The sequence below is a fragment of the Neobacillus niacini genome, from assembly GCF_023715415.1.
Classification (GTDB): Bacteria; Bacillota; Bacilli; order Bacillales; family Cytobacillaceae; genus Neobacillus; species Neobacillus niacini_C.
On the sequence record NZ_JAMBOB010000004.1, the window covers coordinates 321,033 to 334,231 of the forward strand.

Here is a 13,199-nt window from a genome sequence, read left to right on the forward strand (position 1 = left end):
ACAATGATGTATAAATGGTGACAGGCACCGAGAAGGTGGCACCGAAAGGGGATGGATCTATTATGGAACAAAATGGGGTTTTTAAGTCTGTTTGCTCATTGGATTGTCCAGACCAATGTGGTTTGCTTTTACATAAGGTTGACGGACGGATTGTAAAGGTAGAGGGAGATCCAGAGCATCCGGTGACGAAGGGGAATATTTGCAATAAGGTTCGGAATATGACTAGCAGGATTTATGATGAAGACCGCTTAAAGTATCCGATGAAGCGGGTTGGTGCAAAGGGTGAAGGAAGATTTGAACGAATTAGCTGGGATGAAGCCATTGAGACCATCACATCTCGTTGGAAAAAACTATTAGAATCAAATGGACCGGAGAGTATTCTTCCATATAGTTTTTATGGAAACATGGGGCTTTTGAACGCAGAGGGAATGGATCGTCGGTTCTTTCACCGCTTGGGCGCATCACAGCTGGAACGAAGTATTTGTTCCTCTGCTGGGACTGTTGGTTACAGGTATACGATGGGTGGCAGTTACGGGATTGATCCTGAAGATACGGTTCATTCGAAGCTCATCATTTTTTGGGGGATTAACGCAGCTAGTACCAACATGCACCAGGTAGCACTTGCACAAAAAGCCCGCAAACAAAACGGGGCAAAAATTGTCGTTATTGACGTTCATAAAAATCAAACTGGTAGATTAGCAGATTGGTTTATTCCGATTTTACCAGGGACTGATAGTGCGCTAGCACTTGGCATCATGCATATTTTATTCACTGAAAATTTGGTCGACTCCTCCTTTCTACAGCAGTATACCGTTGGTTATGAAGAGCTGCGAGAGCATGTAATTCAATATGACCCCGAAACTGTTTCAGAAATAACAGGGGTTCCTATTGAGGATATTTACAAGCTTGCTAGAATGTATGGGAATACCACGCCTGCATTTATTCGAATTGGCAACGGACCACAGCATCATGATAATGGTGGAATGTTTGTCCGCACCGTTTCATGTCTGCCTGCCTTAACGGGTCAATGGCTTGTTAAAGGCGGTGGTGCGATAAAAGGAAATTCAGGGTATCTTGCGGTTGACACCGTAAAATTGCAGCGCCCACGGCTATTAAAAAACAAACAGACAAGGGTAATTAACATGAATCAGCTTGGAGATGCACTTCTCACGATAGACCCTCCTGTAAAATCTCTTTATGTTTATAGTTCTAACCCTGCAGTAGTGGCACCAGAAGGGGTTAAAGTCAGGAAAGGTCTTAAGCGTAAGGATTTATTCATGGTTGTCCATGATTTGTTTTTAACTGACACCGCCAAATATGCTGACATTGTATTGCCGGCGACATCGTCTTATGAGAATACAGATATTTACACCTCGTACTGGCACCACTACATGCAGATTCAGCAGCCTGTCATCGAGGCCTATGAAGAGTCCAAATCCAATGTCGAAGTTTTCCGTCTTCTGGCGAATGGGATGGGATTTGAAGAAGCAGCCTTTAAGGAATCAGAAGAAGAAATGATAGCGGAAGCACTAGAGTTCAAGGCTAATCCCTATCTGGATGGACTAGATTATGAAACTTTGGTAGAAAAGCAATATATAAAAGCAAAGGTTAAACCATTGTTTCCGGGTAAATTGCGGACACCAAGCGGGAAGATTGAGCTGTACTCAAAGCGGATGAAAGCGAATGGCTATCCGCCGCTGCCAACTTACATCCCAATCGCAGTGGACGGGGATCATCCTTATCACTTTATCCCAGCACCCAATCATAATTTCTTAAACTCTACCTTTTCAAATAATCCAAAGCATATCAGTCTTGAAAAAGAACCTCGATTGCATATGAATCTTCGTGATGCTGAGACTTCCGGTATAGAGGATGGTGACCAGGTCCGTGTCTGGAACCAGCGCGGGGAATGTCTGTTAAAAGTGAGTGTAGGAGAAAACGTCCTTCCAGGAGTAGTTGCCACCCAAGGACTCTGGGCAGATTTAAAAGGAACCAAACAACTCGTTAACACCCTAACACCAGACCGAATCGCCGACATGGGCGGCGGGGCAACCTTCTTCTCTGGAAGAGTAAGTGTAGAAAAATTATACAGTGATGCATAAATGGTGACAGGCACCGCCCAAAGGGCGGTGCCTTCTTTATTATAGTGAGAGCTCGCCGATATTTTGAAGTGTGGCTCCTGTTTCTTCTCTACCTCTCTCCACTTCTATAGTGCCTGTTTTTAGTCGAATGATCGTTTGAAGGACACCTTTTAGTTTCTTCTCGCGTATAACGACTTCACCTAAGATATCCAATGTAGATACTTTGGAGCGCAGCACCTCTTCACTTACATCCCTATCGAGGAGGAGTTGGCCGTTGACAATGAAATTTGCTGGCTGGTCTAAGGCCTGGAATTGGTCGTTTGACCATTCCTCTTCTCCCTCAATTAAGATAAAGTTATTTTCATAGGGTAACACTTCCGTTTCCATCAAACTCAATCTTTCATAAACGAGGTCCTCAACTGACTCGTGACAAATGATGACGGATGTTGAATGAATTTTTTCAATGGCTTTCGTTAGCATATCCCTTGGAACATCGCTCTCCATAATAACCGGTTTATTTGTGTACCATTTTTTCTGTTGGAATCTGCGAATCGAACGGGCATTTAGGCGCAGTGGTTTGCCTAAAACCTCATACCCTGCAGGAATTACTTCCACTTTACAGGATGTTAAAGTTGCTGCTTTTTTATATAAAAGGGATTCTTGATGTTCAAAGACTTCGATTTTCCCATTCACTTCTAGCTTATTAATTTTCTCATTGAATAAATCAAGATTAAGATCCTGTGCAAAAGTAAGCAATCCATTTACAACTAGAAATAAGGACTCCTCTATTGATTGCAGGAAGGAATTTGTCATTGAAAATTTACCATTTTCGAACCTTGGAGGTGCACTATGATAGGTTTCAACTGAGCCGTTACTTTTTGTTAACATCCTGCCGGCCACACCAGATAAATGGGAAGGACTATACACTTTTCCGTTTACCATTAAGTTTAATTGCCCAGCGTGGATCTGGTCCGGCCGAACATTCTGATCAATAATGACAATACCATTTACTAAAAGAAGAACTGGCTCGACAATGGAAGACAGATAATTTTGATCCAGATGAAAAACTCCATTAAAAAGGCGGTATCCAGCTGGAACCTCTAAACTCGACCCGATATTGCCAATATTTAACTTTGTTAATAGATGTGCATTGTCTTTTCCATAGAGAACTAACCCGACGTTTTCAATCCGTTCTACACCTTTAATACTCTCTTCTGTTGCATTCACCAAATTTAATAATCCGACATTTCCAATTCGTTGACTCATTATTTTTCCTCCTCCAATATGGTTCTTAATCGTTTAATCGCAAGATGAAGTTTATATCGCACCGTTGAGGCGGGGAGCCCTGACTGACCGCCAATTTCCTGACTTGAAAGCCCTAACCAATATCTTTTAAAAATTAAATCACTTAAATCCTGTGGCAAATGTCTAAGTAACTCGGTTATTTCAAGGTTGCTGACACCCGCCTGTTGTATCGGAAAATCAAAGTCATCTTCCCACTGTGTCAAGCGATGTTCTTTTCTCCGGTCGTCAATTAACCTGTTCTTCATGACCCGGAAAAACCATGCACGCTGCTTATATTCCGGTAAACTGAGCAGCTGTGGTTCGTTAAGCGACTTGACCATTGCATCCTGAATTAGATCATTGGCCTCCTGTTCATGTCTGGCAATGGATTTTGCGAAGCGTAACAAGTCATCCTTTAACTTTTCATATAAATCACTCACTCCCACATTCACATCGATCACTCACTTTTACTTATTTTATTTTAAAAATAAAAATCTTTAGGATGTCGCTTGAGAATTTCAGTTGTTTTTGCTGCTTTCAGTAAGATAACGTTTGAGGAGTGAAAAGTGTTGGGGAAATTTTTAAAAATTTTAAAAAAAGTGTATTTTCTTATAGAGTAATATAGAAGGAAGATTGTGCCAAGAGAAAAGACAAGTTCCAAATTGGTCCTTGTCTCCATGGATTACATACGATCTAAATCTAAAGGTCGTAATTTTGCTTCAATATCTGCCCGGCGCGGTTCTAAAAATGGAGGAAGTGCCAGCCTTTCTCCTAATGTTTCAATCGGTTCATCCACATCAAAACCCGGGGTGTCGGTTGATAATTCAAATAGGATATGGTTAGGCTCGCGGAAATATAGGGCTTTGAAGTAATACCGTTCAACTTTACCTGAATTTATTAGTCCAGATGCCGCTATCCTCTTTACCCAATATTCATATTCTTCCTCATTCGGAACCCGGAAGGCGACATGATGAACACTTCCCCGGCCAGCTCGCTCCCTTGGTAAATCTGGTCTTGATTCGATGTGTACTTCTGCACCAGAACCTCCCTCGCCTGTTTCAAAAACTTGGATATCAGGAAAATCACCTGCAAGAGATGGATAGGTGCCTGCCTGTTGAAAGCCCATAACTTCGGTTAAAACTTTAACGGTTTTGTCAGGAACCGCAACCGTTAATGTAACTGGACCCAAACCGATTATTGCATTGTCTGCGGGGACATCACTTTTATCCCAAGGTATCCCTGGACGAACTCCTGCTTCACCGTTATCCGCTACCAGAATTAACTTCGTCCCCTCAAAGTCCTGAAATGCCAAGGAATCACGATGGTTTCGTTTCTCAATCTGCCCATGTTGAATCCCAAACCTTTTAAAACGTTCCTCCCAATAACGAAGTGCATTGGTATCCTTGACTCGAAGTGACGTCGATGAAATGCTCCCTACACCTGGATAAGTGTGCCCAAGACCAGGTATATCAAAGAAGGTAATTTCGGTACCAGGACTTCCTTTCGCATCACCATAAAATAAATGATAAGACTCTGTATTATCCTGATTCACTGTTTTCTTGACCAAACGCAAACCTAAAATCTTTGTATAAAATTGAAAGTTCCTCTCCGCCTTACCCGTTAAGATCGAAACATGATGTAAACCTAACAGCTTCATTTAATGACCTCCTATGTGAACTTCACTTGTTATTCTTTTTTATCTCGAATTCGAGATAATTATAATCAAACCGGAACCTCTCGTCAACATCCATCCTTATTGCAGGCTAACTGTCCACCCCGCGTGGACAAAATTGTCAATTTGTCCACGGGCGGTGCCTGTCACCATTAAAGAGGTCACCATTACTGGTTATAATCCCAAACGATTTTCCAAACATCTTTTTCTTTAACGACGAAGACTTCCTGTTCGAGGTTAAAGTTTCCGTATTTTCCTTTGTAGGTTTGGGTGACGAGGATTTTGTATACGTTTTTCATGGCATGTTCCGTTTTGGACATTTTCCATTGGTCGATTTTTTCAGGTTCACTTACTGTATAATCGAATGTTTCAACTCCAAAGTGGTTCATAAATACATGTGCCCGGTCCTGGATGTAAGATCCTTTGCTGCTGAATTTTTTCTTCATGGTTGAATGAAAAAGCTCCCAAGATGAGGCAAATTCCCCCTCCTGCTCATACTGATAAAACTCCTCCACCACAGTAACTGCTACTTTATCCGGTGATAACCAAGCGCCCTTAATTAACATAAAAACAGTCACGATAAAGACTAGCAGCACCATTCCTATGACAAGACCCGTAAATGGCATAGATTTTCTAGACATATGTCTCTCCTTTAGTACAGACTCCCCCTTACTAAAGACTATGTCCAGCTACATCCAATTATTAACCAAGTTACTCCGCTTACAAACATTTGAGTAGTATATCCGCCACGCCACTACTGTCCGTCTGAGGTGGACAGTGTCCACGAGCGGTGACAGGCACCACTATTGGCACCTCTATCATCTAAACTCATCCAGTATATACTCTAGTTCTTCTTGTGGGGTGAGGAGTCGGGTGGCTTTGCCGATGTTTCCTTTTTGGTAGGACCAAATACGGTTATGAGCGCTTATGGCGTTGCTGAAGTCTTGTCTTGTCCAGGGTTCTAGGGTGTCTAGGAGCATATTTTTGTTACTGCTTTTTTTGAAGTCTTTGTTTTGTGTCACTTCATATATTTTTTGGACTTTATCGGCGGTGATTTCAGAGGAGCCCCATTTTTTGTCTGCTTTCACCTTTTGATGTGTCATGTTGTGAACCTCTTGGATTAGTTCCTCTTCACTCATGGTTTCATATTCTGCCATTACTTTACTTGATACCGGTGCTTCAAAGCTTTTTTCGATTTTTGTTTGTGCCTCTTTCGTTGCAACGGGATCATTTTTCTTCAAGTTGATTTTCAGTCCACTGCCATCACTTAAATAAAAATAGACTCCCATCACACAGGCTATTATCCCAATGATAGAACCCGCCACAGCTACCTTTTTCATGCAGCACTCTCCCTTAACTAAATTTACATATCTATTAATCTCTCTTTTACAAAATCCTAATTTCTAATAATTATACAAAATTATCCCAATTACATATAGCCAAAAAGCAAAAGCCTTAAATTAACTGATAATATGCGAAAAAAGCGAAATAACCCTGCTAATTTAAACTAATCGCATAAAACGTGATTGTTCTGACAATTTTCTTGAAGTTAGTGATTTAAGGCTGTTCGCTGCGTCCTCCGGTTCCCTATAAGGTAAAGGTACCCGGGAATAAAAAGAAAAGCGCGCTTTCGGAAAAGGGACTATCCTTGGAAAGCTTCGAACAGTTAGCCAGTAAATATGAGCCAATGATTCAACAAATCATCCACACTCTTCACATTTATAAAAATAAAGAGGAGTTTCATCAGCATAGTCTTATTGCCCTATGGGTGGCAAGTAAGCGGTTTGACCCAAGAAAGGGGAACTTCTCCACCTATGCCTATCACTATATAAGGGGCTACCTATTAATGGAATTGACGAAAGCAACCGTGGAAGCAGAAAGGACAATTTTACCAGAGGAGGAATTCTGGGAAAATACTGCAGCAGGTTATACAGACGGTGCACTTGAAGAAAACAACCTATTATCCTATTACCAAGACCAAGGCCTGACAACCAATCAAAGAAAATGGCTACTGCTAACCGTTGTTAAGGATTTAAGTATCAAAGAAATTGCCAAAAAGGAAAAGGTATCGATTAGTGCTGTTAAACTATGGCGTAAAGGAGCGCGCGAAAAATTGAAGGATGTGATGAAGACTCAGCGTTAGAAATTCCCAAAGTTAAAGGTGCCTGCCATTTAGATAGGAAAGGCACCTTTAGATGAGGGTGAGGAGCCAGTAGCAATGCAGGAAAAATATCAAGGTATAGAAGCTAGAGGCAAAGATAGTGAGTCCCTTTGTAAAGGAGGTGGATGGTACTTTTTTAAAAAGAATGAACAAGTAAAGGCACAGCGAAAATGTCAGTTTGGTAATCAAAAATAAGGCCGGTTCGGCTTCATATATTCTGCTCATCAATGGGTTCATTTCTTGTATAAATGAATTTTTCAATCCAAAGAATGTAATGAAGGCATCAAAAATATTTAAGAGCGATAAATAATGAAAAAGGAAAACCACTGGACTATCACCTCTCTGTTCCTAATAACGAACTCTTACACATTCCTTTTTGAGGGGATGTTTTCCTTCCATAGTGAGCGATAATCGTTAGACAATTTCCCCTATAACAGCCGAATGAAGTCGAGGAGGATAAAGAAAGCTCGAAAAATGGCTCAGAGTCGACGAATCTGAGCCTTTCTATTTGAATTTCTTCTTTAATAAAAGGGAGTGTCCGCCTGAGGTGGAAAGTGTCCACGAATGGTGCCTGTCACCAAGGTGACAGGCACCATTTCCCAAACATCCCCCACTTATTTCCCACGGTCTATGATGCTATACATGACTGGGATGACGAATAGGGTTAATAGTGTGCTGCTGACCATTCCTCCTATGACGGTTATGCCCATGGGCTGGTTGATTTCGGTTCCTTCGCCGATTCCGAGGGCGAGTGGGATGAGTCCCAGGATGGTAGTGAGGGATGTCATAAAGATTGGCCTTGCCCGGTCTTTTACGGATTCTACAATGGCGTCATAAGAGGCTAATCCACTCTCCTTTTTCTGATTGATAAAGTCGACGATGACGATGGCATTGTTGACGACAATGCCGGCAAGCACAATGACGCCAATGATAACAGTTAGACTTATAGGACTCATCGTGCTAGTCAAGGCTAGTGCCACTCCTATCACCATTAATGGCACGCTAAACATGATCACAAATGGATATTTTAGAGATTCAAATTGTGCCGCCATTACGAGATAAATGAACACAACCGCAAGAATAAGCGCGAGAATCACCTCATCGATGGATGAATCAAGCAATTCTTTCTCTCCACTAAAAACAATCTCTGACTCCCCCGGAAGGTTCAGGGTGTCAATCTCCTCCTCGACCTTCTTTGCTATCGCACCTAAATTAGTGGTTGTTTTGTATTTCAAAGTAAATTGCACCGCACCCTGTTGGTTGATTCTCTGGATATCAACAGGTCCACTTTTCACTTCAATTTTTGATACGTCACCCAACGTCACGTACTCTCCATTTGGCTTTTTCACAAGGAGACCTTTGAGGTGTTCCAGATTACGCGTAATCTTACGGTCATACTGAACAAAGATACTGTGAATTTCACCAGTTTCGGAAACCATCTGTGTGGCCCTTGAACCACGGGTCACATCATTCACAATCATCGCAATCTGAGCAGGGACTAAGCCATGCCTCAATGCTGCTTCTCGGTCAACACTAATCTGAACTTCATCCACTCTTTCCATCAAATCCGTTGTTAATTCATTGACTTCTTCTACGTTTTTCAACTCATTATAAATCGTATCTACAGACTGAGTTAATCGTTCTGGATTCGTATCTCTGACACTAAAAGTGAGTGTATGCGGACTAGATCCTGTAGAGGACTGCATAATAAAGGATAGCTCCGCAGTTTGATTGGCTTCCACAGCTGCCTTCATTAACCTATCCTTTATATCATCGACAAATTTAAAGGTTGTCACTTTCCGCTTCTCCAATTCCTCCATTTTAATATATAGTTCACCCTCATTGGCATTTGTTGTTCCCCTAAAGGTTCCTTCCTGCGTGGTGCCAATTAAACCTACGAAGGTGTCGACCTCTCTTTCCTTTTTCAATTGGTCCTCAAGCGCAGCAACGACCTTTTCGGTTTCTGTTAATGCAGCTCCATTTTCCAGCTTTATCCGAATACTAAAGAATCCCTCATCGGTGCTCGGCAAAAATTGTGTCCCTACTGTCGTCAAACCAAAAACGCTTATACCAAGACATACGATGGTGATGATGATTACGGCGCTGCGGTGCTGAAGTGACCAGCGGACACCTTTATCAATTCTTTTTATCCAGCTGTTTTTATGCCTCCTGTTTAGATAACTCCTTTTTGGAGCCTTCAATAGCTTGCTCGCAAGCATCGGCACCACGGTCAAAGCTACCACTAGTGATGCGAATAAACTAAAGGAAATCGTTAATGCGAATTCAGTAAACATTTCTCCAATCAATCCGGTAATAAACACCACCGGTAAAAAAACAGAAACAGTGGTTAAGGTTGAAGCCGTGATGGCTGTCCCAACTTCTTTCGTACCTTCCTTCGCTGCCTCTTTCGGTTCTTTTCCCATCGAAAGATGACGGTAAATATTTTCAATAACGACAATCGAATTATCGACGAGCATTCCAATTCCGAGGGCAAGCCCGCCTAGAGTCATTATGTTTAAGGTGAAATCCGCAAAATACATGAGAACAAACGTAACAATAACCGAATATGGAATCGCAATCCCAATAATTAGCGGACTATTGATATTTTTTAAAAATAAGAATAACACCGCCATCGCCAATGCCCCGCCAAGTAGCAGTGAAGTAGAAATGTTTCCGATGGCCATCTGGATAAATTCCCCTTGGTCAAAAAGTATTTCAGATTCAATCCCTTTGTACTTTTCTTTTTTCAAGAGCTTGTCCAGTTGTTTAAGAAACTCCTTCGAAACTGCGGCGGTATTGGAATCGGATTGTTGCAGCACACTGAGCAGTACGGATGGCTTTTGATTCATTCTCGTAATCGTATGGTCATCCAGCTTCGTGAATTCAACTGTGCTGATGTCCTGAAGCTTTATTTTTTCACCCGTTAATGGATTGACGCTTACGGTAAGCCCCTTTAGCGTTTCAAGAGAATGAATAGAGCTGATGATTCTGGTTGTAAGCTCCTTCCCTTCTGTTAAAATCGTGTCACCCGGCATCGAGATATGATTGGCTTTGATGAGGTCAACAATATCCGATTGACTGAGTTGAAAACTTCTCAGCTTTTCTTGATCCAGTTCCACTCTTACCTCTTGGGTGGAAGTGCCTGAAAGGTTAACACTTGCCACTCCGACAACCTTGGTTAGTTCGAGCTTCAATTGTTTCGCAAGCTCCCTTAAAGAGGTTTCATCCTCTTCGGAACTAAGTGAAAGCTGGATAATTGGAAACATGGCAGGGTCAAACTTAAGGAAACGCGGCTTGCCAACACCCTCTGGAAGCAGAGCCATATCAAGGCGCTGAAGAACTTCATTTTGAATTTCATCAATATCCGTCGCCCAAGAAAATTGCATTAATATAAAATTTGCACCTTCCTGAGAGGTAGAGGTCATGGTTTTAATCCCAGGCAGGGTGGCTAGATTCTCTTCTAAAGGTTTGGTTACCTTCTCAACCACCTCTTCCGGACTAGCACCAGGATATGTCGTAACGACCACTCCTACCGGGGGATTCATCTCCGGAATCAACTTCATCGGTATCTTAAAAAGGGAAACACCTCCCAAAATCAAAACAAAAAACATCGTAACAAGAGTAAAAATCGGCCGCCTTATCGAAAAATCACTAATCCACATCCAAACGCCCCGCCCCTTCCACCACGAAAAAAATCATCCATACCTATCATTATTTTCCAACCTTAGTAAAATAAACATTATTTGTCTGGGCCATTGTCGGTGCCTGTCACCACTAATGTACAAATGTCCTCCTGGGGTGGACAAAAATAGAGAGAAGCGCATTTGCACTTCTCTTTGGCTGCGCCTGCATTAACAGGCTTATTACAGTTTCCATTTTGGAAAGTCTTTTATTTTTTGTTTTTCGTACTCTGTCATTCTTGAGTAGGAATGTGACAGTTTTGAAATGATGTATCCTTGCGGGCTAGCGGTTTCGTCCAGATCATTAACCTCTTGTAGTTTAATATTCGTAAACATAATGGCTATTTGAGCTAAACTCTCGATTGTGTCCATCAATTCAGGGTTGTCATTGTAATTTTTCTTGGCAATGGCATAAACAGTATCCAACCGGCTCCTAATGTGCTTTAGTGTTTCTGCGTCAAATTGGTCTTTTTTCATTACATTTCACCCCTTATTAATAAAGCATATGGAACTTTAGCGTATATGGAACGTAATTAAATAAATAAATCTAAGTAGGAATAATCTGTTATCACCAGATAAATGATATTTTGTCACAAAAAAAAGGCATTTCTCTAACTAGTTCATTAGAAAAAACACCTTTTTTACACAGTAAAATTTATAAAAAATAGTGATAACAGACAACTGCCTCTACCTGTTTAAAGCCTTCCTGTATATAGAGAGACTGTGCCCGGTCGTTCTCTCCGTTCACACTAAGGATTGTTCGTCTATAACCTTTTTCTTTAGCAAAATGTAAGACTGCCCTAAGAAGGATTCTTCCTAAGCCTCGTCCTTGGTACTCAGGTGTAACTGCAACCGGTCCTATATTCATGATAGGCGAATTTTCATATTCATCATCAGCACCTCTAATCACTCCTACAGGTTTCCCCTGATGGAAAAGAAGCATCATGCCACCCTCAAGGTAATCCTCATCTTGAAGGAGCTTTGTCACACCTTCCGTTATGATCGGTGTTTCACTACCTCTAAGTGTAGCAAATGCTGTATTTCTTACCGTTGACCAATTTTCTTCATCCTGTCCTCTTTGAAAAGATCTAAGCTCATATCCTTCTGGTAGCTTGACTTCAGGTAGAGCTAGGTCCTCCCTAACAAGGAGAAAGGCATACCTTTCTATAGTAAATTTCAAACCCTCAGTCATTTCTATCAATACTTTATTAAAAACTGGAATAAACAGAAAAACCTTATTTAGGTCTGTCGTATGTTCTAAAACTGCCTGTAGCAGCTGCTGATAACATTGAATATCCTCCACTTCAGAATGAAAGATTCGAAAACGTGCTCTTTTTCCTCGTTTATGATAATCATCCATCACCAAAGAAGCTGCTCCTACAATATCATCCTGCTGATTGATGAGAATATAAGTTGGATTCTCATCATCTACCTGAAAATCCCGTAATTCAAAATCATACAAATAGGAATCATCAACCTCATCGCGATGCTTTCTACAATACGCCGCAAAATCATGAACCCTCGCCTTTTCTAACGCAATAACCTTCATTCATCCATCCCTCCCTCTTTTAATATTATTATCCACTGGCGGTGCCTGTCACCATTTATGCAAAACCCCACCATTTATGCATTCATTTTGGCCATTTTATTCATATGTATGAAACTCCTGGTAACGGTCAACCTTGTTAGATGGGAGGTTGGGTGATGAGGAGTATGTTTATTTTGGTTTGGTGCGGTTTGATTTTGCTGTTTACTTGTACGTCAAGTCTTCACGATTTGATTCATTTTGGAGCTGTGCGGTTTCAATGGGATGTAAATCCACCTTATTTAGAGTTCTTTTTACCATTCCCCTCTGATGTTAGCAGGGGCTTATTGCTACAAAAATCGGGTCATATTTTCGCATTTCATTTTCTTACCATTCTACTATTAATGAAATATAAATCTAAATTCCTTATCCTACTAGCGGCTTCCACCTTTGCCGCTCTAACAGAATTCCTCCAATTATACTTTCACCGAGGTGGCAGAGTTTTTGACGTCGGCTTTGATTTAATTGGCATTTTGATTACGTTAGGGTTAGCTATTCTCTTCACTATCAGTCAAACAAATTCGGTATCAGAGAAATATTAAAAGTATTAAACAAACTTCCTTCCCATTTTCTCTTGTATTGCCTCTATACTTAAGCAAAAAAATAATCGAATGAGGTGGTCATCGTGGAGTGGAAAATTAACAACGTACAAAGGGAGCAAGTAGATTGATTTGAAATTGTACGGGAAGACGTAACCCTTCCAAATCAAGTGTACGCCCCAAATGTCCGCCTCAGG

12 protein-coding genes are annotated in these 13,199 nt (G+C 41.2%); 3 read left to right on the forward strand and 9 right to left on the reverse strand.

Annotated features, from left to right (window positions below; all coding sequences use genetic code 11):
* Nucleotides 1-62: 62 nt before the first annotated feature.
* Entirely contained in the window at nucleotides 63-2,102 is a 2,040-nt protein-coding gene (locus M3189_RS10845) for a molybdopterin-containing oxidoreductase family protein (protein WP_251634074.1), read from the forward strand.
* A 39-nt stretch (nucleotides 2,103-2,141) separates the two neighbouring features.
* Here the strand turns inward: M3189_RS10845 and M3189_RS10850 are convergent, their stop codons facing one another.
* From M3189_RS10850 to M3189_RS10870, 5 genes are all read right to left on the reverse strand, one after another.
* Nucleotides 2,142-3,347: a hypothetical protein gene (locus M3189_RS10850; RefSeq protein ID WP_251634075.1), complete on the reverse strand. Its 1,206-nt coding sequence runs from the start codon at nucleotides 3,345-3,347 to the stop codon at nucleotides 2,142-2,144.
* Nucleotides 3,347-3,817 carry an RNA polymerase sigma factor gene (locus tag M3189_RS10855; RefSeq protein ID WP_251634076.1) on the reverse strand — a complete coding sequence of 157 codons (471 nt, stop codon included), beginning with the start codon at nucleotides 3,815-3,817 and terminating at the stop codon, nucleotides 3,347-3,349. The genes M3189_RS10850 and M3189_RS10855 overlap by 1 nt, the downstream gene beginning before the upstream one ends.
* Before the next feature lie 230 nt (nucleotides 3,818-4,047).
* A complete protein-coding gene (locus M3189_RS10860; RefSeq protein WP_251634077.1) occupies nucleotides 4,048-5,022 on the reverse strand; it encodes a ring-cleaving dioxygenase in 975 nt (324 codons plus the stop codon).
* A 182-nt stretch (nucleotides 5,023-5,204) separates the two neighbouring features.
* Entirely contained in the window at nucleotides 5,205-5,678 is a 474-nt protein-coding gene (locus M3189_RS10865; RefSeq protein ID WP_251634078.1) for a hypothetical protein, read from the reverse strand.
* Nucleotides 5,679-5,855: 177 nt separating this feature from the next.
* Complete coding sequence (locus tag M3189_RS10870; RefSeq protein ID WP_251634079.1) at nucleotides 5,856-6,377, reverse strand: DUF6241 domain-containing protein; 522 nt, start codon at nucleotides 6,375-6,377, stop codon at nucleotides 5,856-5,858.
* Nucleotides 6,378-6,685: 308 nt separating this feature from the next.
* On the opposite strand from M3189_RS10870, the gene M3189_RS10875 reads away from it, so the two are divergent.
* Nucleotides 6,686-7,180 (forward strand): sigma-70 family RNA polymerase sigma factor, encoded by a 495-nt coding sequence (locus tag M3189_RS10875; protein WP_251634080.1) that lies wholly within the window; start codon nucleotides 6,686-6,688, stop codon nucleotides 7,178-7,180.
* A gap of 48 nt (nucleotides 7,181-7,228) precedes the next feature.
* Here M3189_RS10875 and M3189_RS27130 read toward each other — a convergent pair whose 3' ends face one another.
* The 4 genes from M3189_RS27130 to M3189_RS10895 all read right to left on the reverse strand — a co-directional run bounded on the left by M3189_RS27130 (nucleotide 7,229) and on the right by M3189_RS10895 (nucleotide 12,427).
* A complete protein-coding gene (locus tag M3189_RS27130; RefSeq protein ID WP_353057417.1) occupies nucleotides 7,229-7,525 on the reverse strand; it encodes a DUF5658 family protein in 297 nt (98 codons plus the stop codon).
* A gap of 287 nt (nucleotides 7,526-7,812) precedes the next feature.
* A complete protein-coding gene (locus tag M3189_RS10885; protein WP_251634082.1) occupies nucleotides 7,813-10,860 on the reverse strand; it encodes an efflux RND transporter permease subunit in 3,048 nt (1,015 codons plus the stop codon).
* A 201-nt stretch (nucleotides 10,861-11,061) separates the two neighbouring features.
* Nucleotides 11,062-11,355 (reverse strand): hypothetical protein, encoded by a 294-nt coding sequence (locus M3189_RS10890; protein WP_251634083.1) that lies wholly within the window; start codon nucleotides 11,353-11,355, stop codon nucleotides 11,062-11,064.
* 178 nt (nucleotides 11,356-11,533) lie between these two features.
* Nucleotides 11,534-12,427, reverse strand: coding sequence for a GNAT family N-acetyltransferase (locus tag M3189_RS10895; RefSeq protein ID WP_251634084.1), 894 nt, complete (start codon nucleotides 12,425-12,427; stop codon nucleotides 11,534-11,536).
* 155 nt (nucleotides 12,428-12,582) lie between these two features.
* Here M3189_RS10895 and M3189_RS10900 point away from each other — a divergent pair, with 155 nt between their 5' ends.
* Nucleotides 12,583-13,005: a VanZ family protein gene (locus M3189_RS10900; RefSeq protein WP_251634085.1), complete on the forward strand. Its 423-nt coding sequence runs from the start codon at nucleotides 12,583-12,585 to the stop codon at nucleotides 13,003-13,005.
* The last annotated feature ends 194 nt before the right edge of the window (nucleotides 13,006-13,199 follow it).

Coding starts and splice junctions, on each gene's coding strand:
- M3189_RS10870 (WP_251634079.1), bottom strand. CDS start 6,377: ATGAAAAAGGTAGCTGTGGCGGGTTCTATCATTGGGATAATAGCCTGT.
- M3189_RS10860 (WP_251634077.1), bottom strand. CDS start 5,022: ATGAAGCTGTTAGGTTTACATCATGTTTCGATCTTAACGGGTAAGGCG.
- M3189_RS10895 (WP_251634084.1), bottom strand. CDS start 12,427: ATGAAGGTTATTGCGTTAGAAAAGGCGAGGGTTCATGATTTTGCGGCG.
- M3189_RS10890 (WP_251634083.1), bottom strand. CDS start 11,355: ATGAAAAAAGACCAATTTGACGCAGAAACACTAAAGCACATTAGGAGC.
- M3189_RS10845 (WP_251634074.1), top strand. CDS start 63: ATGGAACAAAATGGGGTTTTTAAGTCTGTTTGCTCATTGGATTGTCCA.
- M3189_RS10865 (WP_251634078.1), bottom strand. CDS start 5,678: ATGTCTAGAAAATCTATGCCATTTACGGGTCTTGTCATAGGAATGGTG.
- M3189_RS10850 (WP_251634075.1), bottom strand. CDS start 3,347: ATGAGTCAACGAATTGGAAATGTCGGATTATTAAATTTGGTGAATGCA.
- M3189_RS10885 (WP_251634082.1), bottom strand. CDS start 10,860: ATGTGGATTAGTGATTTTTCGATAAGGCGGCCGATTTTTACTCTTGTT.
- M3189_RS10900 (WP_251634085.1), top strand. CDS start 12,583: ATGAGGAGTATGTTTATTTTGGTTTGGTGCGGTTTGATTTTGCTGTTT.